Source organism: Endozoicomonas sp. G2_2, assembly GCF_017744135.1.
In the GTDB taxonomy this organism is placed as follows: Bacteria; Pseudomonadota; Gammaproteobacteria; order Nevskiales; family Salinisphaeraceae; genus Salinisphaera.
The window spans coordinates 47,157-68,323 of record NZ_JAGHQU010000001.1 but is presented as its reverse complement, the minus strand read 5'-3'; the positions used below and the strand labels follow the sequence as shown (position 1 = coordinate 68,323).

Genomic DNA, 21,167 nt, shown 5'->3' with positions numbered 1-21,167 from the left:
GCCGACGCGGCTCAATCGAAATGGGTGGGCAGGAACAGGATGATGTCCGGCACCGTCATCAGCAGCGCGAGCACCACCAGGTCCATGATCAGGAACCAGAAGATGCCGCGGAAGATGGCGCTGGTCGATACCAGGTCGTTGACCACGCTCTTGATCACGAACACGTTCATCCCGACCGGCGGCGTGATCATGCCGATCTCCAGCATCTTGGTGAGCACCACGCCGAACCAGAGCAGGCTCAGGCCCGCCGCGTCGATGATCGGCAGCACGATCGGCAGCGTCAGCAGCATGGCGCCGATCGGCTCCAGAAACATGCCCAGCAGCAGATAGACGGCGACCAGGCCCAGCATCAGCATGAGCGTGCTGGTGTCGCTGCCGATCATCAGCTCGGACAGATAATCACCCGCGCCGGACAGGGTAAGAAAACGCGTGAGCAAACTCGCGCCAATCGCGATGATCAGCAGCGCGCCGGTAGTCAGCAGCGTTTCGAGTATGGCGTTGCGAAACCGCTGCCAGTTCAGCGCGCCCTTGAGCAGCGCCACCACGCAGGACAGAAACGCACCCACCGCCCCGGCCTCGGTGGCGGTGAACACACCCCCGAACAGGCCGCCGAAGATGCCGATCATGATCAGCAGCACCGGCCAAGTGTCCTTGAGCGCGTCGATCTTGTCGGCCAGCGGCACGTCCTCGCGCACGTCGGGTGCCAGCGCGGGGTTGAGTTTCACCCGCACCATGACGACGACGACATAGCCGATCGCCGTGATCACGCCGGCGCTGATGCCGCCCAGAAACAGGCCGGCGATCGAGACCTGCGCGATCACGCCGTAGAGAATCATGATGATCGAGGGCGGTATCAGCGCGCCGATGGTGCCGGCGACCGCGACGGTACCGGTGGCCAGCCCCGGGTTGTAGCCGTGGCGCACCATTTCCGGCACCGCGATGCGCCCCATCGCGGCCGAACAGGCCACCGAGGAGCCGGACACCGCCGCGAAACCGGCCGAGCCGAAGATCGAGGCCACGGCCAGCCCGCCCGGCACCCCGGACAGCCAGATGCGCGCAGCACGGAACAACCCCTGCGTGAGCTGGGCGTGAAAACACACGAACCCCAGCAGCAGGAACATGGGCACCGAGCTGAGCACCCAGTTGGCTGCGAAATGATAGGGAATAAGGCCCACCGAACCCCAGGCCACGCCCCAGCCCACGAGATACCAAAGCCCGCCGAAGGACACGCCGATCAACGCCACGCCGATCGGCACCCGCAGCGCGATCAGCGTAAACAGGATGCCCAGCCCGGCCAGGCCTATCTGGACATCGCTCATCGATCCGTCTCCGGCGGGTAGAGCGCGGATGTGGCTCCGGGCGACGCGCGTTCGCTGTCGAGCCCGCTGCGCAGGCCGAACAGATAGACAACGAACTGATAGACCAGCACCACCGTCATCAGACCCAGCCCGACCGGCAGGACGAAATAGCTGGGCCAGACCGGAATGCTGGTATTGCCCTGCACCACCGACGCAGCGATGCCGTATTTCGACAGCGCGACTTCCCAGCTGCGTACCGCGACCAGCGCGAATACCGCGGCCGACAGAAGCAGTGTCCAGCCTTCCAGATGCCGCTTGATCACGGACGGCAAGCGATCGGTCACGACCTCCACGCTGATATGGGCATTCTTCTGCGCCGCGAAGGCCAGCGGCACGAAGGCCGCGACGATCATGTAGTAGTGCGAAACGACGGTGATCGTGCCCGGAATTGGCGTGCCGAAGATGAAGCGCCCGGCCACGTCGGCCGTGACGTGCAGCATCATCAGCGCGATCGCCAGACCGCCGAGGATGGTCATGGCATCGGTCAGGCGCGACAGCCAGCGGCCGAGGCTATGCATGGCCTACACCACCTTGCCCGGCCGATGCCCGCCGAACTGTTCGCGCAGTTTCGTCTTCAGCAGCTTGCCGGTGGCGGTATGCGGCAGCTCGTCGACGAAGACGATGTCGTCCGGCAGCCACCACTTCGCCACGCGGCTTTGCAGATGCGTCATGAGTTCGTCGGCGGTGATCGCCACGCCGGGCTTGGCGACGACGATCATCAGCGGTCGCTCCTGCCATTTCTCGTCGGCGATGGCGATCACGGCCGCCTCGGCCACGCCGGGGTGCGAGAACGCGGCGCCTTCGAGATCCTGCGACGATATCCACTCGCCGCCGGACTTGATCACATCCTTGGAGCGATCGACGAGCTGCAGATAGCCGTCGCGGTCAATGGTGGCGATATCCCCGGTGGGAAAATAGCCTTCGTCGTCGAGGACGTCGTCATCGCGGCCGTAGTAACCGCTGGCGATCCACGGCCCGCGGATAAACAGGTGCCCGGCGTGCTGGCCGTCGTGCGCAAGCGCTCGGCCCTCGTCGTCGACCAGCTTGAGCTCGACGCCCCAGATACCCCGCCCCTGCTTGATCTTGACCGTTTCGCGCGCTTCGGCGTCCAGCGCGTCGTGTTTCGGCAGCCAGCGGTTGGCCACACCCAGCGGGCTGGTTTCGGTCATGCCCCAGCCCTGCACGACCTCGACGCCGAATTCGTCTTCCAGGCGCCGGATCATCGCGCGCGGCGGCGCACTGCCGCCGATGCCGATGGTGTCCAGGCACAGTGCATCGGCCGACAGATCGGCATGATCGGCATGATCGGCATGATCGGCATGATCGTCGAAATACTGGAACAGCATCAGCCAGACCGTCGGTACCGCCTGCGAAAAGGTCACACGCTCGTCGCGCATCAGGCGGTAGATATTCTCGCCGTCCAGCCGGGGGCCGGGCAGCACCACCTTGGCCCCGGCGATTGCTGCGGCATAGGGCATGCCCCAGGCATTGGCATGAAACATCGGCACCACGAGCAACAGCACCGAGCGGGCGGCCACGCCGAAACTGTCCGGCGCCATCGCGATCAGCGAATGCAGCACCGTCGAGCGATGCGAATAGAGCACGCCCTTGGGGTTGCCGGTGGTGCCCGAGGTGTAGCACAGACTCGAGGCCGTGCGTTCGTCGAAGGTGGGCCAGTCGTAGTCGGCTGACTGCGAATCGATCAGCTCGTCGTAGCAGAGCGCATCGACGCCCTCGATCGCCGGCATGTGCGCACGATCGGTAAGCACGATGAAATGCTCGACGTGCTTCAACCGCGGCGCGAGTTCGGCAACCAGCGGCGCGAAATCGAGATCGAAAAACAGCACCTTGTCCTCGGCGTGATCGAGGATGTACTCGATCTGCTCGACAAACAGCCGCGGGTTGACCGTATGCAGCACCGCGCCGCTGCCGGACACGCCGAAATACAGCGCCATGTGGCGATCGGTGTTCCAGGCCAGCGTCGCAACACGGTCGCCTTCGACAACGCCGAGTTCGCCCATGAGATTGGCCACCTGCTTGGAGCGGTCGCGCAGCGCCCGATAGGTCGTGCGCCGTATCGGGCCCTCGACGCTGCGCGTCACGATCTCGGTGTCGCCATGAAACTGCGCTGCGTGCTCGATGAGCGAGGAAATCAGCAGCGGACGGTCCTGCATCAGCCCCAGCATGCGGGTCTCCTGTTGCGCGGCGCGTGGATAGTCAATTCGGCGCGGGCCCTGTAACCGTTCGACCCGGTGTCGCTCATCCGGAGTGGCTCGATCTAGAGCCGCTCGACGATCGTCACGTTGGCCAAGCCGCCGCCCTCACACATGGTCTGCAGGCCGTAGCGGCCATCGCGCTGCTTGAGCGCGTGCACCAGCGTGGTCATGAGCTTGGTGCCGGAGCCACCCAGCGGATGGCCCAGGGCGATCGCGCCGCCGTTGACGTTGAGCCGTTCCGGATCGGCGTCGAGCGTGCGCATCCAGGCCAGTGGCACCGGCGCGAAGGCTTCGTTGACCTCGTAGATATCGATATCGTCCACCGACAGGCCGACCTTCTTGAGCGCGCGCTCGGTGGCCGGGATCGGCGCCTCGAGCATGATGACCGGGTCGTGGCCCATCACGCTCAGGTGGTGAATACGCGCCAGCGGCTGCACGCCCAGTTGTTTCAGGCCGCGCTCGTTGACGACCATCACGCCGCTGGCGCCATCGCAGATCTGGCTGGCATTGGCCGCGGTTATGCGCCCGCCTTCCTGCAGCAGCTTCACGCCGCTGATGCCCTCGAGCGACGCATCGAAACGGATGCCTTCGTCCACGGTATGCATGGCGTCGCCGCCGTTGCCGTCGTAATCGCGTACGGGCACCGGCAGAATCTCGTCGTCGAAGTGTCCGCCCTCGGTGGCACGGATGGCTTTCCGGTGGCTTTCCAGCGAAAAGGCATCGAGCTCGTCCTTCGACAACTCGTATTTCTTCGCCATCATCTCCGCGCCCGCGAACTGGGTGAAGTCATCCACGTCGGGATAGCGCTCGCGCATGGCCGGGCCGAAATAGTGGCCCATGCCCTGCTTGGCCGGCAGCGCGACCGAGGCGCCCATGGGCACGCGGCTCATCGATTCCACACCGGCGGCGATGACAATGTCCTGGGTGCCGGACATCACCGCCTGTGCGGCGAAATGGATCGCCTGCTGCGACGAACCGCACTGGCGATCCACCGACGTGCCCGGCACCGACTCCGGCAGCCTGGACGACAGCACCGCGTTGCGCGCGATATTGAGCGCCTGCTCGCCGACCTGGCCGACGCAGCCCATGATCACGTCGTCGACCAGGGCCGGATCGGCATCGGTGCGGTCGAGCAGCGCATCCAGCACCTGGCCGGACAGATCGGCCGGGTGCCAGCCGGACAGGCGCCCACCGCGGCGGCCGCCGGCGGTTCGGGTCGCGGCAACGATATAGGCTTCACTCATGGGATTTCCTCGCCGGGGCGCACCGCGGCACGCGTCGTGATTGCTGAATTCGGTGCCGGTTCATCGTCGGTCGCCGGCCAGCCGGCCTGCGTCGTCCGAAGCGACGATTTTGGTTCCGGCGTCGTGTTAACGCGGGGCCATGCGGATGGCGCCGTCCAGGCGGATGCTTTCGCCGTTCATGTAACCGTTCTCGATCAGCGCCTCGACCAGCGCCGCGAACTCGTCCGGCGCGCCCAGGCGCTTGGGAAACGGCACCGAGGCGGCCAGCGCGTCCTTGACCTGATCCGGCAGGCCGGCCATCAGCGGCGTTTCGAAGATGCCCGGCATGATGGTGTTGATGCGGATGCCCTCGCCCATCAGGTCGCGCGCGATCGGCAGCGTCATGCCGACCAGGCCGGCCTTGGACGCCGCATAGGCCGCCTGGCCCATCTGCCCGTCCTGGGCCGCGACCGAGGCGGTGTTGATCATGGCCCCGCGTTCGCCGTCCACGCCCGGCTCGAGCGCCAGCATGCCTTGGGCCGATTTGGCGTTGCAGCGGAACGAACCGATCAGGTTGATCTGCAGCACCTTCTCGAACTCCGCGACCGGAAAATGCTTGGCCTCGCCGGTCTTCTTGTCGCGGCTGGCGGTCTTGAAGGCGTTGCCGATACCGGCGCAGTTGATCAGCAGACGTTCCTGGCCAATCGCCGCGCGCGCCTTCTCGAAGCCGGCATCCACCGATTCCTCCGAGGTCACATCGACCTGACAGAAGATGCCGCCCAATTCGTCGGCCAGCGGCTCGCCCGCGTCCTTGTTGAGATCAAACAACGCAACGCGCACGCCCTGCGCGGCCAGCCGGCGTGCGACCGCGGCACCCAGCCCGGAGGCACCGCCGGTGATCACGGCACTTACGGAGGAATCGAGTTTCATGGCACATCCTTGCTCGAAGACACTAACCGGTCGCGAACAACGCCAGGCGGCGCGACGCGTCGTATGGCCCGAGTCTTTCGAAAGCGCGGCTTGCGGCGCATCGTCGAAAGCGACGAAATGCCGGCCACGCCCCGTCGATGCCCGCCGCGCGACGAATCCGCACCAGCGCCTGGCGGCCAGCTTCGCGAGCGCACACCACTGCATTGCGCAGGCGTTGACCCTGGGCCGGATCGGGGTAAAGGTAGCAATGGGCGAACAACCGTTCAGGGCTCTGTCCACGACGCGCAAGACGTCGATTCTGGGCCCCGCCACCCGGCAGCCACCCGCGGGCAGACCGGGCGACGAACAAGCGGCCGCATCCGCCTTCGGAAGGAGACAACATGATCACGTCCAACCGTGGCCGCCCGACGGCAGGCGCGCTGACCAGCAAGCTCAACCCGCCCACCGTGCACGCGGCACAGCTGCTGCGCGGCGAGATCAGCGCGACCCTGCAGGCCGATAGCGCCGTGAAAATGGTCCTGTTTCAGGGTCCGGCGGGCTTCGGCAAGTCCACGCTCATGGCCCAGTGCCTGGAACAGCTGGCCGCCGACGGCACGCGCACCGCCTGGCTCACGCTCGATGAGGCCGACAACGATATCCAGCGTTTCCTGCCCTGCCTGGAAGCGGCCATCGCCAATCTCCTGCCGGTCGCGGCCTGCGAACCGGCACCGGGCGACAACCGAAGCTCGGCGGGCGATACGGCCCTGAACCTGATCGCCGGGCTCGCCGATCACGATGACCGCTTCGTGCTGTTCCTCGACGATTTCGAGCGTATCCAAGAGCCCACGGTGCTCGGGCTGGTACGCGAGATCATCGACCATCTGCCGCCCAACTGCCGGCTGGTGATCGGCTCGCGCTCGCTGCCGGACCTGCGCCTGGCGCGCCTGCGCACCCGCGGCCAGCTCGTCGAGATCGACAGCAAGCGCCTGCGTTTTTCGCGCACCGAAACCGAGCGATTTTTAAACGATCACCGCGGGTTGGCGCTGGGCGCCGACGAGATCGCGGAGATTCATGCCAAGACCGAAGGCTGGGTGGCCGCGCTCTGGCTGGCTTCGCTGGCACTGGAGAAACATCCCGCGCCGGGCGAGTTCATCGCCCGCTTTTCCGGCGAACACCGCGCGGTCGCCGACTATCTGGCCGAGGACGTTCTCGCCCAGCAGCCGCAGCGGGTGCGCAAGTTCCTGCTGCGTACCAGCATCCTGCGTTATCTGAGCGTGCCGCTGTGCAACGCGCTACTGCCCGATGCCGACAGCGCGTCGCTGATCGACCTGCTCAATGAGGCCAACGTGTTCCTCGTGCCGATCGAGAGCGAGGAACGCCTTTACCGCTACCACAGCCTGTTCTCGGACTTTCTGCGTCATCGCTTGGCCGAGGAATGCCCGGACGAGATCGCGCCGCTGCATCGCGCGGCCTCGGCCTGGTTCGAGACCCAGCACCGGCCGGTGCCGGCAATCGACCACGCGCTGGAAGGTGGCGATTTCGACCGTGCGCTTACACTCATGTCGCAACACGCCGAGCCTCTGCTCGCGCAGGGGCGCATGCGCCTGCTCGGGCGCTGGTTCGACAGCATTCCGCCGGCCGACCTTGCCGCCTGGCCGCTGCTGCAGGCGATTCATGTCTGGGCGCTGTGCTTCAGCTGCAGCCCGCATACGGCGATGGAAAAACTCGAACAGACCGGCCTCGAACAGTCCACGGACCCGCGTATCAGGCCCCACGCGCTGGCCCTGCGGCCGTCGATTCTGGCGATCATGGACGACTTCGAGCAGGTCTATGCCATCGGCAGCAAGACCCTCGACGCCTTGCCCGCCGGCGAACCCTTCGCCGAAACCACACTGGTGAACACGCTCGCCAACGCCTATTCCGTGATGGGCGAACACCAGCGCGCGCGGACGTTGCTGGACGGCGCCCGCGATGTGCAGGGCGTGCACGAGAGCGCCTTCAACGCCATGTTCTCGGAATCCGTCGAGGGCATCATCGACTTGCAGGAAGGCCGACAGCGCCAGGCCGCGGCGCGCTTTCGCCTGGCCGCGCGCATCACCCGGCCGCGCTCGGCGTTCTCGCCCATCGGCACCAACGGCAACGCCTGGGCCGGCGTGCTGCATGCCTTCGCCGTCTACGAGGCCAACGATCTGGAAACCGCCACCCAGCTGCTCAACGTCTATGCCCCGCTGGCGCGCCATATCGGCCTGCCCGATCACATGATCCTGGCCGACGTGATGCTCGCGCGGATCGCCTTCATCGAGGGCGACGTCGACAAGGCACTGCAGACGCTGACAGTGCTCGAACGCACCGGCCACAATCGCCAGCTGCCGCGTGTGGTCGCCACCAGCCGCCTGCATCGCGCCCAGCTCATGCTGCTGCAGGGCGATGAATACGCCGCGCGTACCGAGATCGATCGCGCCAGCGACGCGGCCACCTGGGATCGACTGCGTCATCTGCGCCTGCTCGCCAACGATATCGACAACGACCGCATCGGCCGTCTTCGCTGGGAGGCGTTCGTCGGCGACGCCGCGTTCGCGCTGCGTGAGCTGGCGGCATTCATCACCGAATCGCAGGCCCAGACGCGCTATCGGCGCCTGTTCAAGCTGCGGCTGCTGCAGGCGGTGGCCCAACAGCGCGACGGCGACCTGCCAACGGCACTGAGCACGCTGGAAAATGCCTTGAAGGACGGTTGCCGTGAAGGCTATATGCGGCTGGTGCTCGACGAGGGACCGCGGGTCGGCGCGCTGGTGGTACGGCTGCAATCCGACACGCTGGAACGCAAGCTCGACCGACGCGAGCCGCTGTTCGCGGAATATCTGCAGGCGCTGCTGCAGGCGTTCGGGCCGCGAGTGTTCAACGAATATCCGGTTGAGGACGACCCCAACGCCACCCTGCTGGAGCCGCTCACGCGCAAGGAGATTCGCGTGCTCAAGCTGCTCGCCGAGGGCAATTCGAACAGTGCGATGGCCGAAAAGCTGTTCGTCTCCGACAGCACCATCCGCACCCATCTGCGCAATATCAACGGCAAGCTCAACGCCAGCAACCGCACCGAGGCGGTGGCCATTGCGCGCAAGGTGGGCGTGGTCTGACGCCGCGCCGCTGCAACGGCGCGGCGTCAGCGCGCTATTGCATCCCGTAGCTGGAGACGTCGACCTTGGAAAAGATCTCGTCCCAGTAGAGCTGCTCCAGCGCGTCCAGGCTGTCGACGTCCCCCACGCGCTTCACCCATTTCTCGAGCAGGTCGTGGAAAGTGGCGAGCAAGGCCTCGCCGCGCTCGACGCCGTGGTTCTCGCGGTAGTACGTCACGATCGTGTCCAGATCCTGTTCGGCGAAGGCCGCGCTGGCCTGCTCGAGCGAGGCCGCGGCTTCGTGGCGGGCCGCGCCCTCTTCCTCGGCGGCAGCGAGTGCGTCCTTTTCTTTTTCCAGATAGCCATAAGGCACCGCCGCGGACAGACGCGCGCCGGCGCGCAGCATGGCGCGGCGCTGGTCGTCCGTGAGTTCGCGCCACACGTCGCCGTTGACGCTCGCCGCACTGGCCGCGGCATAGACGCCGCCCGGTACCGCCATGGTGATATCGGTCACCGCTTCGGTCAGGCGCAGGTTCACCAGTTCCGGCGCCGAGGAGATGGTGCAGTCGAGCACGCCCTGGCTGAGTGCTTCCAGCAGGTCGTTGATCGTCATCGACACCGGCGTGGCACCGAAATGCTTCGACCAGCGCGACCAGTGCGAGCCGGCAACGCGCAGGCGCTTGCCGGCGAGCTGGGCCTCGTTGGTCACGGGTTTATTGCAGAGCAGACCGTAGTCGGAGCTCGCCGCATTGCCGGTATAAACCTGGTTCTGGGCCGCATATTCGTCCAGGCACTCGGGGCAGTTGAAGAAGGTGAATTCCGCCATCGCGGCGTTGAACGCCAGCGCGCCCTTGCCCTGAAGTTGGGCCTCGTCGAACTGGGTGAGCTGCATCGACGACTCGTTGACCAAGTTGGTATGCGGATACATCGACGGGAAATAGACCGTGAGCAGATAACCCACATCGGCGATGCCGTCGCGCACGCCGTCGGAGGTTTCGGAAGCGTCCAGCAACGACAGCGCATAAACCTTCATCGACAGCGTGTCGTCGGAATAGTCCGGCAGCGCCTCGGCATAGTCCATCGCGGCCTGCGCGGCGACCGATCCGGGCGGAAAACCCGTGGCATAGCGCAGGGTGCGGGCTTCGGCCGTGGCGGCCAGCATCAGGCCGATACAAGCCACCAGCATTCCCGCTTTCGAAACGATTCTGTTACCCATCCCGCTCCCCTTTTCGATTATGAACGCGCGCGGCAGGCCTGCCACGCGCCCTATCGATACTAGGCAGGCGGCGACACGTTGTTGTCGTCGATAGCGACGATTTGCGGGCTGCGGATTGCTAGTCGCGCAATGCGTCGAGCTGCCGCACGTCCACACCCCAGCTGGAGAGCAATTCGTGCGTATCGCGCGCGGTTTTATCTGCCGCGCCGGGCGTAGCGGCCGGCGTGCGGGAAAAACGTGGTGCCGGTGCGGGCTGCAGCACACCGTCCACTTCAACGAACGCTTCGCGCTCGCGGTTGTGCGGATGCGCGGGCGCCTCGTCCCAATCCAGCACCGGGGCGACACAGGCATCGCTGCCCTCGAGAATCTCGCACCACTGGTCGCGCGTTCGGGTTTTGATCAGCTCGGCCAGACGCTGCTTGAGATCCGGCCAGGCCGCCGGATCGTTCTGGCGCTCGAAGGCCGGATCGTCGATGCCGCACCGGTCCAACAGTTCAGCATAGAACTGCGGCTCGATCGCGCCGACCGCGAGGAACTTGCCGTCGGCACAGGTATAGCTGTCGTAGAAATGGGCGCCGCCGTCGAGCAGGTTGGCGCCGCGCGCATTGGTCCACTGCCCGGCCGCCTTCATGCCGTACATCATCGACGACAGCAGCGCCGCACCGTCGGTCATCGCGGCATCCACGACCTGGCCTTCACCCGAGCGCCGGCTCTCGAACACCGCGGCGAGAATGCCGAAGGCGAGCATCATCGCGCCGCCGCCGAAATCGCCGACATAGTTGAGCGGAGGCGGCGGTGGTCCGTCGGCGCGACCGACGCCGTGCAAGGCGCCGCTCAAGGCGATGTAGTTGATGTCGTGCCCGGCCGCGTGGGCGAGCGGGCCGTACTGGCCCCAGCCGGTCATGCGGCCATAGATCAGGCCCGGACGCCGGGCTAGACACACATCCGGGCCCAGCCCCATGCGTTCCATGACGCCGGGACGAAAACCCTCGATGAGCACGTCCGCCTGTTCGATCATGGCCAGCACGGCGTCCGCGGCATCCGGCTGTTTCATGTCGAGCGCGACACGATGGCGGCCACGGGCGAGCACATCGAAACGATCCCGAGCCGGGTCGAACGCGCCGGGTCGCTCGATGCGCACGACTTCGGCGCCCATGTCGGCGAACATCATGGCGCAGAACGGGCCCGGGCCGAGCCCGGCCATTTCGATCACCTTCATGCCCTGCAGCGGTCCTGCCATCGCGGCTTCTCCTCTTTCGCTGTTCTGATTCGCGATCGCCGCGCCGGCTCGTCGCCCGACGTCGGCATCCGCCCTAGCCGCCCGGCGTGCCGCAGGCCGTGCGTTCGTCGCCCGCGGATTCGTCAGCGATGAACAACGGCGCCATCGAGGCACGCAGGTCGTCGTCGATCGGCGTGGGGCGGCGTTTCTCGCGGTCGATGAGCACCATGGTGCTGCGTGCGGTCACCAGCCGCTCTTCGCCGACGGCGGCCGCGCCGGCCAGGGCGAAGGAGCTGTTGCCGATCCGGTCGAGACCGCAGACGACCCGCACGTTCGCGCGACCGTGGTGCCAGCGGTGATAGCTCAGATCGACGCTGGCCACGAGCATGCCCAGCGCCGGATCGTTGCGAATCGGCTTGAGCGAACCCGCCCGGGACTGCTCGATATAGCGCGACAGGGCCAGCTCGCCGATGACCACATCCGGGTCCAGATCGGCATAGCGGCCGGAAATCTCGGATTCCGCCGGATAGCCGGTCATGGCTACGTGTTCCGGCGGCATCGGCGGCCAGTCGCTGACCAGCACGTCGTCGGCCGCGCGGCTGTGCTCGAGCGCGCCGCGGACGTCGTCCGGCAAGGCCACCCAGCGGTCGGCGTGCCACGCGCCGATCAGGCAGTCCTGTACGCCCACGCATTCGCCCTGCTGGAACAGACCGGTGACCAGCCGGTAGGTTTGCGCGCTGACCGCGATCAGCCGCGTGGCGCAGGTGACGTCGTGCGGGTAATGCGTCTCGCGCAGAAAATGCGTGACCGTGCGGCAGGGTCGCAGCAGCACGGCATCGGAGAACAGGTGATCCGGGCCGAGCACGGCCAGCTGATACCGAACCCGTGCCTCGACGTGCAGCCCATGGACCGCCACGTTGTTGGCGTGCCGGATGGTATCCAGATGGGCGTACTGCAGCGCCAGCGTATGGCGAAAATCGTAGCGTTCGGGGTCGTTCTGCCAGGCGGGCGTCTTCACGGGCGTGTCCTTGAAACGAATATCGGGGCGCCGCCCGGCGCGCGTCGAACGACGGGCGGCCGGTGCACGGCACGACCGCGATTATGGACCGCGAGCCGCGAGAATTTCATGCCTGACCATTCACTTGCCGCACCACGCGCTCAATCGCGCCAGCGATTCGGCCCCACATAACCGAACAGATAACCGCCGGCCTTGCGCATCTGGATTTCCTCGGCGCCCTCGGTGATGCGATAGCGCCGGTGGTGGCGATAGATGTGCTCGAAGGGCTTGTGCCGCGAGTAGCCCATACCGCCGTGGATCTGCATGGCGCGATCCGCAGCCTCGCAGCACAGCCGGTTCGCGCGGTAGTTGCACATGGCGACCTTGTCCGACAGCTGCGCCTCGATCTCGGGCTTGGGCAGTTGATCCATCTCCCAGGCCGTCTTGCGAATGAGCAGGCGCAGCATCTCGGCTTCGCTGTGCAGTTCGACGAGCGGGAACTGAATGCCCTGATTGCGCGCGAGGGCCACGCCAAACGGCTTGCGCTGGCGCGCATAGGCCACGCTTTCGCGAATACAGTAGGCCGCCGCGCCCAGGCTCGACGCCGCCTGGCGAATCCGGTTTTCGTGTACGAAATGCTGCGCCAGGGACAACCCGTTATCGGGCGGGCCGAACACGGCGCTGTCCGGCACCCAGACGTTGTCCAGCGACAGCCGCGCGTGGTCCGTGGGCATATTGAACGTCCACAGGTATTCCTCGATCGTCAGCCCCGGCGTGGGGCACGGCACGAGAAACGCGGTGATGCCTTTCGCGTCGCCGTTGTCGCCCGAGGTACGCGCGAACATCAGGCAATGGGTCGCGACATGCATTCCGGTGATCCACATCTTGCGCCCGTCCAGCCGCCAGCCGTCCACGCCGTCGCGCGTTTCGCGCACCGCCCGGGTTTCCATATGCGTTGCGTCGGAACCGTGATCCGGTTCGGTCAGGCCGAAGGCCAGATGATGAGTGCCGCCGAGCATGCCGGCGACGAATTCCTCTTCCTGCTCGGGCGTGCCGAAATCGCGAAACATGAGCACGAACGGATTGTTCGCGACGATCGAATGCTCGTTCTGCAGGTCGTTATGCAGGCCAAGACCACGTGCGGCGAGGTGCTCGCGGATGACCGTCATTGCCAGGTGCGAACCGTCCTGGCCGCCGTATTTCTTCGGTAGCGGAAAACGCAGATGCCCGGCCTCGTCGGCGAGCCGCTTCGCCTGGCCGAGCAGCGCCTCCCATTCCGGGCGCGGCAGACCGCCCTTGTCGTAGTCGGTACGCGCCCACTCGCGGCGATGATCGAAGAAACGGATATTGTCGTCGCGCTGCTCGAGCGGCTGGATCACGTCTTCGATGAAGCGATCCAGCTCGTCCAGATAGGCCGTGAGCTCTGGCGGCAGATTGAAGTCCATGGGGTTTCCTTTTATGAATCGTGGGCCGCGTCGGGCGCACCGCGCTCGAGCGCGCGTTGATAGCCGGCATAGCGCGGCTGGTCGACGCTGAGCTTGTGGCAGGTCACCCACCACAGGAAATCGGTGAGGCCCGGCGTGTCGCGCGTGATCTCGCCGGCCGCGATGCGATCGCAGAGCACTTGCGTGAGCGTGGGTATGTCGCCGCCCAGATCGAGCAGACGTTGCAGTCGCTGCTGCTCTTCGTCGATTACGGCGGGCGGCTGCTCAAGGCCACGCTGCACGCGATCGATGACGTTCGCGGCAACGCGCGTCTGGTACTGCAGGCTGCCGTCGAGCGCGGGCACCACGTCGCGGCGCAGAAACGCGGCGACGGCGGCGAGTAGTTCGGTATCGGCGGGGGTGTCCTGCATGGGTGTTCTCGGCTACGAGGCCAGCGGCGCCAGGCGCGCCAGCAGATCGATCTCGGTTTCCGAAGCACGCCGGCCGATGGCGCCACGCTCGACCGTGCGATCGGTGCCGTCGCTGAACGAGCGCGCCATTTTCTGGCAGATGATGCCCCACTTCAGACAGCCGAGTATCTCCCAGAACCAGACCGTTTCGGCGCAGACCGACACGCCGCTGGCCGCCTCGTAACCGGCGAACAGCTGCGCGCGACTGCCGAAGCCGCCGACCGGCCGGTCGATCTCGCCGAAGCGCCAGGAGTCCACGCACAGCCAGCCCAGATCGGCCATGGGGTCGCCGATATGGGCCATCTCCCAGTCGAGCACCGCGCGCAGGCCATGGCGATTGACCATGAGATTGCCGTTGCGAAAGTCGCCGTGGACGATGGCCGGCTCCGTGGGATCCGAAGGCAGATGGTCGCGCAACCATTGGAAGGCGAGTTCGAACACGGGCCGCGGCTCGCGGTAGCTGCGATATTCCCGATACTGGCGATCCAGCCACTGCGCGACCGAAACCCGCGGCAGATACGGTGCATCGGCCGGCGGCACGCGGTGGATCGCGGCCAGCACCTGGCCGCATTCGCGGGCCAGCCGCTGGCGGGCCGCGCGATAGGCGTCATCGCGCAATATTCGCTGCGGCAGGGTTTCGCCCTCGATACGCTGCATGATGTAGCCGGCGCCCAGCTCGCCGTGCGCATCGAGCACCTGCCAGACGCCGGCGACGGGCACGTCGTGGGCCGCCATGAGCTCGAGCAGGCGTGCTTCGTCGGTGAGCCCCAGCGTGCCTTCGTCGGCACCGCTCAGGGCGCCGGTCAGACGCAGCACCAGCGCCTCGACACCGGCCGGCGATACCAGTTCGAAGGCCCACATCGGCTGGCTCGCGCCGCCGGTCAGCCGGATCAGGTGCTCGACCCGCGCGCCCGGCACACGCTGTTCGGCCAGGGCCTGTAGCACCGGGTACACATGCGCGTCCGAGAGCGGCGTATCAGCCATGCCGGCGTCCGCAGTTTGCCATCGTGGTCACGCTCACTTGTCGGCGCTGCGATTCTTGAATTCGGCGATGGCGGCGCGGGATGCATCGCTATCCATGCACAGCTGCTGGGCCACCGTCTCGCTTTCGATCGCCTGCGCGAGCGTCGAGGTCGCCGCGGCACGCAGCAGTTTCTTCGCTTCGGCGCTGGCCAGGGCCGAACGCGTGGCCAGTTCCTTCGCCCAGGTCTCGGCCGCGGCTTCGAGTTCATCGTCGGCGACGACGCGGTTCGCAATGCCCGCAGCCAGGCAGGCCTGTGCATCGAGGCTGCCGCCTTCGACGATCAGCTCGAACGCGCGCTGATAACCGAGATGCTGATACAGCAGCCAGGTCGCACCGCCATCCGGCACCAGGCCAATCGCGCTGAAGGCCATGTAGATCCGCGCCTGCTCGGCCATCATCACCAGATCGCAGGACATGAGAATCGCCGCGCCCACGCCGGCAGCCACGCCCGGTGCGACACCGATCACCGGCTGCGGCATGCGGGTGATCTTTTCCAGTACCGGCCGATAGCCTTCGAGCAGTTCTTCTTCCACCGTGTGATCGGCCGGCTTGTCTTCCATGAGATCGGCGCCGGCACAGAAAGCGCGCCCGACCGCGCCCAGCAGCACGATCTTCACGTCCGGATCGCGCTCGGCCTGTTTCAATGCCGCGAGCAGCGCCTCACGCAGATCGGCATTGACGGCATTGAGCGCCTTGGGCCGATTCAGACGCACCCAGGCGATCGCGCCGACGACTTCGTAGGTGACGGACGGTTGTGCCTGCATCGTTTTCCCCTTGTCGGCCGGGCATGACCCGCTTGGATCAGGCGTCGATCATCGCGGCAGCCGCCCTGGGCGTGCGTCGTCCGAACCGACGAATTGCGCCGAACGGGCCCGCCAATTTCGTCGCAACCGACGATTGCGCGCGGCCGCCTGCGCGACGAACCATGCAACCTAATCAGCACCGCCGCCGCGCGGCGTGCGTTCACGGAGTCGATACATGAGCCGGACGGTGCAGCAGTTGTTCGATCTCACTGGCCGCACGGCACTGGTCACCGGCGGCTCGCGCGGGCTCGGCCTGCAGATGGCCCGTGCGCTCGGCGAGGCGGGGGCGCGACTGGGGATCGTGTCGCGTCATGCCGACGAACTGGACGCCGCCGTCGCGGCCCTGGCGGACGCCGGCATCGAAGCCACGGCGCTCTGTCACGACCTCTCCCACGAGGCGGATGTGCTGGCGCTCGCCGACGCGGCGCTGGCCACGCTCGGCGAGATCGACATCTTGGTCAACAATGCCGGCGCGACCTGGGGTGCGCCGGCCGAGGATTATCCGCTGGAAGGCTGGGACAAGGTGATGAACATCAACCTGCGGCATCTGTTTCTTCTCACCCGCGAGGTGGCTAGGCGCAGCATGATCCCGCGCGGTGCGGGGCGTATCGTCAATATCGCCTCGAACGCCGCACTCGGCGGCAACCGCGAAATGATGCAGGCGATCGGCTACAACACGAGCAAAGGTGCGGTCGCGGCCATGACCCGCGCGCTCGCCGCCGAGTGGGGCATCTACGGCATCACGGTGAACGCGATCGGCCCGGGCATCTTTCCCAGCCGCATGTCGCGTCATCTCACCGAATCCCACGGTGTCGATCGCCTGTCCGCGAAAGTCCCCCTGGGCCAGCTTGGCGACGACGAAAGCCTCAAGGGCGCGGCCCTGCTGTTCGCCTCCGACGCGAGCAAACACACCACCGGCCAGTTCCTGGTCGTCGACGGCGGGATCAGCGCCATGATCGCCGGCTGAATTTTTCTTTAGACTCGACGCATTAAAGCCGCAAGGACACCCCATGACCGCACCGCAGTTCTCGACCATCTCGCTCGACATCGACGACGGCATCGCCACCCTGTGGCTGGACCGGCCCGAGAAGATGAACGCCTTCACGCCGCAGATGAAGGACGAGATCATCGCGGCGTTTGATCACACCGACGCCAACGACGACGTGCGGGCGGTGATCGTGACCGGGCGCGGGCGTGCCTTCTGTGCCGGCGCCGATCTGTCGTCGGGCGGCGATACCTTCGACTACGACAAGCGCGCCGGCGAGGACCACAGGCGCGACGGTGGCGGCCAGACCACGCTGCGCATCTTTCGCAGCCTCAAGCCCGTGATTGGCGCCATCAACGGCGCAGCGGTGGGCATCGGCGCGACCATGCAGCTCCCCATGGACATCCGGATCGCTTCCGAAACCGCCAAGTTCGGCTTCGTGTTCAGCCGGCGCGGCATCACGCCGGAAGCCGCCTCCTCCTGGTTTCTGACCCGCACCGTGGGCCTGTCGACCGCGCTGGAGTGGTGCTATTCCGGCCGCGTATTTCCGGCCAGCGAGGCACGGGAGCGCGGCCTGGTTCGTTCCCTGCACGCGCCCGACGATCTCTACCCCGCCGCCGTTGCCCTGGCGCACGAACTCACCGACGAAAGCGCGCCGGTGTCCGTGGCGATGACGCGACAGATGCTCTGGCGCATGCATGCAGCCGGACACCCCATGGACGCACATCGCATCGACAGCCAGGCGATCATCTCGCGCGGCAAGTCCGCCGACGCGCATGAGGGCGTATCGTCATTCCTGGAAAAACGCACGGCCGAGTTCCCGAACAAGGTGTCGACCGACATGCCGGACTTTTTCGACTGGCAGGCCGAGCCGCCGTTCGACTGACCCACGTAGCGGGCGGCTTGCCGGACCGGACGCTAGCGCGACGCCGTCGAACCATGCTTGTTGGTTGTCGCAGGTTCGAGGCCTATCGATATACCAATAAAAAAACCCGCTCTGCGGCGGGTCTTTTTATTGGTGCGCCCGGCAGGATTACTCGGCGCTATCGCGCCTCGCCCTTCGGGCCCGTCGCTGACGCGACGGTTCGGCTTCGCTTCGCGAAGCCGTCGAACCAGCTTGTTTGTTTGTCGCAGGTTCGAAACTTATCGACAGACCATATAAAAATACCGGCTCTACGGCCGGCATTTTCATATGGTGCGCCCGGCAGGATTATTCGCGGCTACGCCGCTCACCCGTCGGGCCCGTCGCTTGCGCGACGGTTCGGACTCGCTGTGCGAGCCCGTCGAACCAGCTTGTTTGTTTGTCGCAGGTTCGAAACTTATCGATGGACCATATAAAAATACCGGCACTGCGGCCGGCATTTTTATATGGTGCGCCCGGCAGGATTCGAACCTGCGACCTTCGGCTTCGGAGGCCGACACTCTATCCAGCTGAGCTACGGGCGCCCTAGCGCGGCAAAGGATACGCACACCGCCGCGTCGCGTCCATGCATGCGCCCGCCTCGTATCCGTGACGAAATCAAAATCCGTTATACTGCGCGCTCTCATGCGCTCGTTCGACCACGCAGACTCAAAGCCTTGCTATGACCGCCAATTCTGACCAGACCTTCTTTCGCGCTTTCACGATCGTGCTGGGCGTGCTGTTCCTGATCACGATCGTGGCGATCTTCGGTGCGCGGATGATCACCAACTGGAACGCGAACGATGGCATGCGTCCGGAACAGCTCACGCGCGTGAAGAGCCGCACCGAACCGGTTTACGCGGTCAACACGGATCCGAACGCCACATCGCTGGCGGCAGCGGGCGGCGACAGCGGTGGCGAGCCGATGTCGGGCTCCGAGGTATACAACAACGTCTGTTCCGCCTGCCACGCTTCAGGCGTCGCCGGCGCGCCGAAGACGTCGGATACCGCGGAATGGAAGAAGCGCCTGTCCGAACAGGGCAAGGACACGCTCTACAAGCGCGCCATCAACGGTTACAAGGGCATGCCGGCCAAGGGCGGCAACCCGGATCTTTCCGAAGAGGAAATGCACAAGGCGGTCGATCATATCCTCGGCGAGTCCGGCGCGGCCTGATCGGCCACGTCGCTTTTCGACCGATCGAAAGCCGCCCTCCCCGGGCGGCTTTTTTTATGGCCGCCGACCGGCAGGCGCCGGGGCGAACTACTCGCCGCCGGCCTCGCCGAGCATGGCCTTGAGCGCCGCGACCTGACTACGGCCGTGCTCGGCGTCGGCCTTCGGATCGCGCTTGCCGCCGCTCGGCCACTCGATCTCGTCCCGGGGCAGCTCTTCGAGAAAACGGCTCGGGGTACTGTCGGTGTTCTCTCCGCCGCGCCGGCGCTGGCGGGCATAGCTCAGCGACAGCGTCTTGCGCGCGCGGGTGATACCCACATAGAGCAGGCGCCGCTCTTCCTCGATCTTGTCGTCTTCCATGCAGGCGTGGTGCGGGAGCAGCCCTTCTTCCAGGCCCGCGAGAAAGACGTGATCGAACTCGAGACCCTTGGCGGCGTGGAGCGTCAGCAGATGGACCTGATTCTCCACGTCCTTTTCGCTCTGGTTGGCGAAGTCCATGAGGCTGAGCCGGCGCACCACTTCGTCCAGGCCACGCGGCGTGCCGTCGCTGTTTTCTTCCATATGGCCGAGCCAGCCGAGGAACTCGTCGACGTTTTCGAGTCGCTTGCGTGCGGCGCGGGTGTTGGCCGCGGTGTCACGTAGCCAGTCGCGATAATCAATATCCTCGATCAGCTGCACCACCAGCGCCTTGGCCGGCATGGATTCGCCGTCGCGCGCCAGACCGGACGCCCAGTCCACGAAGTCGGCCAGGCGCCGCCCGGCGCGGTCGCCCACGCCGCCGGACAGCCCGACGCCGCGGGCGGCATCGAACAGGCTCAGATGGCGGCTGCCCGCGTAGCGGCCCAGCGCTTCCAGCGTCGCCGGGCCGATTTCGCGCCGCGGCAAATTGACCACGCGCAGAAACGCCGCGTCGTCATCCGGATTGACCAGCAACTTGAGATAGGCCGCCAGGTCACGAATCTCGCTGCGCTCGAAAAACGACCGCCCGCCGGATACGCGATAGGGAATATTGCGTTCGCGCATGGCTTTTTCGAAGGCCCGCGACTGGAAGTTGCCGCGATAGAGCACGGCGTAATCGCCATAGGCGTTGCCGGTACGCAGGTGATGCGACGAAATCTCGCTGGTGACCCGTTCGGCCTCGCCCGCCTCGTCGGCACAGGCCAGTACGCGGATACGATCGCCCGGGCCCATCGCGCTCCAGAGGTTCTTTTCGTAGACGCGTTCGTTGGACGAAATCAGCCGGTTCGCTGCCGACAACACATGCCCGACCGAACGATAGTTCTGTTCGAGCTTGATGACCTTGAGATGCGGAAAGTCGCGCGACAGATCGGCGATATTGCCCGGCCGCGCGCCGCGCCAGGCATAGATGGACTGGTCGTCGTCGCCGACCACGGTGAACGCCGCGCGCACACCCGCAAGCAGACGCATGAGCTCGTACTGGGCGGCGTTGGTGTCCTGGTACTCGTCGACGAGCAGATAGCGGAAACGGTTCTGCCAGCGCTCGCGTGCGGCTGCGTCGTCGCGCAGCAGCTGCACGGGCAGGCTCAACAGGTCGTCGAAATCGACCGCGTTGTAGGCCTTGAGGCGACGCTGGTACTCGCCATAGGCGCGGGCGATGGCCTGTTCCGAACCGGCAGCGGTCGCAGCCGCGGTTTCCGGATCCACGAGGGCGGCTTTCCAGGCACTGATAGTGAACCTCGCGATCTTGCGCTGTTCGGCATCCTTGCCGACCAGGTCGGCCAGCAGCTTGTCGGCGTCTTCGGCATCGAAGATCGAGAACCGCGGCTTGTAGCCCAGAGTGGCGTGCTCGGCGCGGATCATCTGCAGGCCGAGGCTGTGGAAGGTGCTTACGGTCAGCCCGCGTGCGGCTTCGCTGTCGATCAGCTTCGAGGCGCGCTGTTTCATTTCGCGCGCGGCCTTGTTGGTGAAGGTCACGGCAGCGATACGGTCGCCGGCATAGCCGCGCTGGATGAGATGCGCGATCTTGCGCGTGATCACACCCGTCTTGCCCGAGCCAGCGCCGGCGAGCACCAGCAACGGGCCGTCGAGATAACGGACCGCAGCGTCCTGCTGGGGATTGAGTTTAGGGGCCTTTGATCTATCCATACACGGATCGCGTTTGAGTCCAAAAGCTGCAGATA

17 protein-coding genes, 1 tRNA gene and 1 other RNA gene are annotated in these 21,167 nt (G+C 66.0%); 4 read left to right on the top strand and 15 right to left on the bottom strand.

Annotated features, from left to right (window positions below; genetic code table 11):
* Positions 1-11: 11 nt before the first annotated feature.
* From J7355_RS00320 to J7355_RS00300, 5 genes are all read right to left on the bottom strand, one after another.
* Positions 12-1,319, bottom strand: a complete 1,308-nt coding sequence (locus J7355_RS00320; protein ID WP_209058809.1) for a TRAP transporter large permease — start codon at positions 1,317-1,319, stop codon at positions 12-14.
* Positions 1,316-1,876, bottom strand: a complete 561-nt coding sequence (locus J7355_RS00315) for a TRAP transporter small permease (protein ID WP_209058807.1) — start codon at positions 1,874-1,876, stop codon at positions 1,316-1,318. The genes J7355_RS00320 and J7355_RS00315 overlap by 4 nt, the downstream gene beginning before the upstream one ends.
* 3 nt (positions 1,877-1,879) lie before the next feature.
* The gene (locus tag J7355_RS00310; RefSeq protein WP_209058806.1) at positions 1,880-3,544 is read right to left on the bottom strand and encodes a long-chain-fatty-acid--CoA ligase; all 1,665 of its coding nucleotides are present in this window, start codon (positions 3,542-3,544) and stop codon (positions 1,880-1,882) included.
* A gap of 92 nt (positions 3,545-3,636) precedes the next feature.
* Positions 3,637-4,818: an acetyl-CoA C-acetyltransferase gene (locus J7355_RS00305; RefSeq protein WP_209058805.1), complete on the bottom strand. Its 1,182-nt coding sequence runs from the start codon at positions 4,816-4,818 to the stop codon at positions 3,637-3,639.
* 126 nt (positions 4,819-4,944) lie between these two features.
* A complete protein-coding gene (locus tag J7355_RS00300; RefSeq protein WP_209058804.1) occupies positions 4,945-5,727 on the bottom strand; it encodes an SDR family NAD(P)-dependent oxidoreductase in 783 nt (260 codons plus the stop codon).
* Positions 5,728-6,107: 380 nt separating this feature from the next.
* On the opposite strand from J7355_RS00300, the gene J7355_RS00295 reads away from it, so the two are divergent.
* Positions 6,108-8,837, top strand: coding sequence for a LuxR C-terminal-related transcriptional regulator (locus J7355_RS00295; RefSeq protein WP_209058803.1), 2,730 nt, complete (start codon positions 6,108-6,110; stop codon positions 8,835-8,837).
* A gap of 34 nt (positions 8,838-8,871) precedes the next feature.
* Here J7355_RS00295 and dctP read toward each other — a convergent pair whose 3' ends face one another.
* From dctP to J7355_RS00260, 7 genes are all read right to left on the bottom strand, one after another.
* Positions 8,872-10,032 (bottom strand): TRAP transporter substrate-binding protein DctP, encoded by a 1,161-nt coding sequence (dctP, locus tag J7355_RS00290; RefSeq protein WP_247739658.1) that lies wholly within the window; start codon positions 10,030-10,032, stop codon positions 8,872-8,874.
* A gap of 118 nt (positions 10,033-10,150) precedes the next feature.
* The gene (locus tag J7355_RS00285; protein ID WP_209058801.1) at positions 10,151-11,272 is read right to left on the bottom strand and encodes a CaiB/BaiF CoA-transferase family protein; all 1,122 of its coding nucleotides are present in this window, start codon (positions 11,270-11,272) and stop codon (positions 10,151-10,153) included.
* Between the two features lie 73 nt (positions 11,273-11,345).
* On the bottom strand, positions 11,346-12,269 hold the full coding sequence (locus J7355_RS00280; protein ID WP_209058799.1) for a hypothetical protein: 924 nt from the start codon (positions 12,267-12,269) through the stop codon (positions 11,346-11,348).
* Between the two features lie 140 nt (positions 12,270-12,409).
* On the bottom strand, positions 12,410-13,693 hold the full coding sequence (locus tag J7355_RS00275) for an acyl-CoA dehydrogenase family protein (protein ID WP_209058796.1): 1,284 nt from the start codon (positions 13,691-13,693) through the stop codon (positions 12,410-12,412).
* Between the two features lie 11 nt (positions 13,694-13,704).
* Positions 13,705-14,103 carry a DUF6285 domain-containing protein gene (locus J7355_RS00270; protein ID WP_209058793.1) on the bottom strand — a complete coding sequence of 133 codons (399 nt, stop codon included), beginning with the start codon at positions 14,101-14,103 and terminating at the stop codon, positions 13,705-13,707.
* A 12-nt stretch (positions 14,104-14,115) separates the two neighbouring features.
* A complete protein-coding gene (locus J7355_RS00265) occupies positions 14,116-15,126 on the bottom strand; it encodes a phosphotransferase family protein (RefSeq protein ID WP_209058791.1) in 1,011 nt (336 codons plus the stop codon).
* A gap of 33 nt (positions 15,127-15,159) precedes the next feature.
* On the bottom strand, positions 15,160-15,930 hold the full coding sequence (locus J7355_RS00260; RefSeq protein ID WP_209058789.1) for an enoyl-CoA hydratase-related protein: 771 nt from the start codon (positions 15,928-15,930) through the stop codon (positions 15,160-15,162).
* A gap of 214 nt (positions 15,931-16,144) precedes the next feature.
* Here J7355_RS00260 and J7355_RS00255 point away from each other — a divergent pair, with 214 nt between their 5' ends.
* Complete coding sequence (locus tag J7355_RS00255; protein WP_209058787.1) at positions 16,145-16,936, top strand: SDR family oxidoreductase; 792 nt, start codon at positions 16,145-16,147, stop codon at positions 16,934-16,936.
* Between the two features lie 43 nt (positions 16,937-16,979).
* Positions 16,980-17,840, top strand: a complete 861-nt coding sequence (locus J7355_RS00250; protein ID WP_209058785.1) for a crotonase/enoyl-CoA hydratase family protein — start codon at positions 16,980-16,982, stop codon at positions 17,838-17,840.
* A 130-nt stretch (positions 17,841-17,970) separates the two neighbouring features.
* Here J7355_RS00250 and J7355_RS00245 read toward each other — a convergent pair.
* Both J7355_RS00245 and J7355_RS00240 read right to left on the bottom strand, forming a co-directional pair.
* Positions 17,971-18,117, bottom strand: a non-coding RNA gene (locus J7355_RS00245) — RtT sRNA.
* A gap of 206 nt (positions 18,118-18,323) precedes the next feature.
* Positions 18,324-18,400 (bottom strand) — tRNA-Arg (locus J7355_RS00240).
* Positions 18,401-18,537: 137 nt separating this feature from the next.
* On the opposite strand from J7355_RS00240, the gene J7355_RS00235 reads away from it, so the two are divergent.
* Positions 18,538-19,029 carry a c-type cytochrome gene (locus J7355_RS00235; RefSeq protein ID WP_209058783.1) on the top strand — a complete coding sequence of 164 codons (492 nt, stop codon included), beginning with the start codon at positions 18,538-18,540 and terminating at the stop codon, positions 19,027-19,029.
* Between the two features lie 87 nt (positions 19,030-19,116).
* On the opposite strand, the gene J7355_RS00230 is transcribed toward J7355_RS00235, so the two are convergent.
* Complete coding sequence (locus J7355_RS00230) at positions 19,117-21,132, bottom strand: UvrD-helicase domain-containing protein (RefSeq protein WP_209058781.1); 2,016 nt, start codon at positions 21,130-21,132, stop codon at positions 19,117-19,119.
* Positions 21,133-21,167: the final 35 nt, after the last annotated feature.

Bases quoted from the DNA above. Each gene is read 5' to 3' on its own strand.
- J7355_RS00260 (WP_209058789.1), bottom strand. From the start codon at position 15,930: ATGCAGGCACAACCGTCCGTCACCTACGAAGTCGTCGGCGCGATCGCC.
- J7355_RS00305 (WP_209058805.1), bottom strand. From the start codon at position 4,818: ATGAGTGAAGCCTATATCGTTGCCGCGACCCGAACCGCCGGCGGCCGC.
- J7355_RS00285 (WP_209058801.1), bottom strand. From the start codon at position 11,272: ATGGCAGGACCGCTGCAGGGCATGAAGGTGATCGAAATGGCCGGGCTC.
- J7355_RS00300 (WP_209058804.1), bottom strand. From the start codon at position 5,727: ATGAAACTCGATTCCTCCGTAAGTGCCGTGATCACCGGCGGTGCCTCC.
- J7355_RS00275 (WP_209058796.1), bottom strand. From the start codon at position 13,693: ATGGACTTCAATCTGCCGCCAGAGCTCACGGCCTATCTGGACGAGCTG.
- dctP (WP_247739658.1), bottom strand. From the start codon at position 10,032: ATGGGTAACAGAATCGTTTCGAAAGCGGGAATGCTGGTGGCTTGTATC.
- J7355_RS00230 (WP_209058781.1), bottom strand. From the start codon at position 21,132: ATGGATAGATCAAAGGCCCCTAAACTCAATCCCCAGCAGGACGCTGCG.
- J7355_RS00295 (WP_209058803.1), top strand. From the start codon at position 6,108: ATGATCACGTCCAACCGTGGCCGCCCGACGGCAGGCGCGCTGACCAGC.
- J7355_RS00250 (WP_209058785.1), top strand. From the start codon at position 16,980: ATGACCGCACCGCAGTTCTCGACCATCTCGCTCGACATCGACGACGGC.
- J7355_RS00265 (WP_209058791.1), bottom strand. From the start codon at position 15,126: ATGGCTGATACGCCGCTCTCGGACGCGCATGTGTACCCGGTGCTACAG.
- J7355_RS00320 (WP_209058809.1), bottom strand. From the start codon at position 1,319: ATGAGCGATGTCCAGATAGGCCTGGCCGGGCTGGGCATCCTGTTTACG.
- J7355_RS00270 (WP_209058793.1), bottom strand. From the start codon at position 14,103: ATGCAGGACACCCCCGCCGATACCGAACTACTCGCCGCCGTCGCCGCG.
- J7355_RS00235 (WP_209058783.1), top strand. From the start codon at position 18,538: ATGACCGCCAATTCTGACCAGACCTTCTTTCGCGCTTTCACGATCGTG.
- J7355_RS00255 (WP_209058787.1), top strand. From the start codon at position 16,145: ATGAGCCGGACGGTGCAGCAGTTGTTCGATCTCACTGGCCGCACGGCA.
- J7355_RS00310 (WP_209058806.1), bottom strand. From the start codon at position 3,544: ATGCTGGGGCTGATGCAGGACCGTCCGCTGCTGATTTCCTCGCTCATC.
- J7355_RS00315 (WP_209058807.1), bottom strand. From the start codon at position 1,876: ATGCATAGCCTCGGCCGCTGGCTGTCGCGCCTGACCGATGCCATGACC.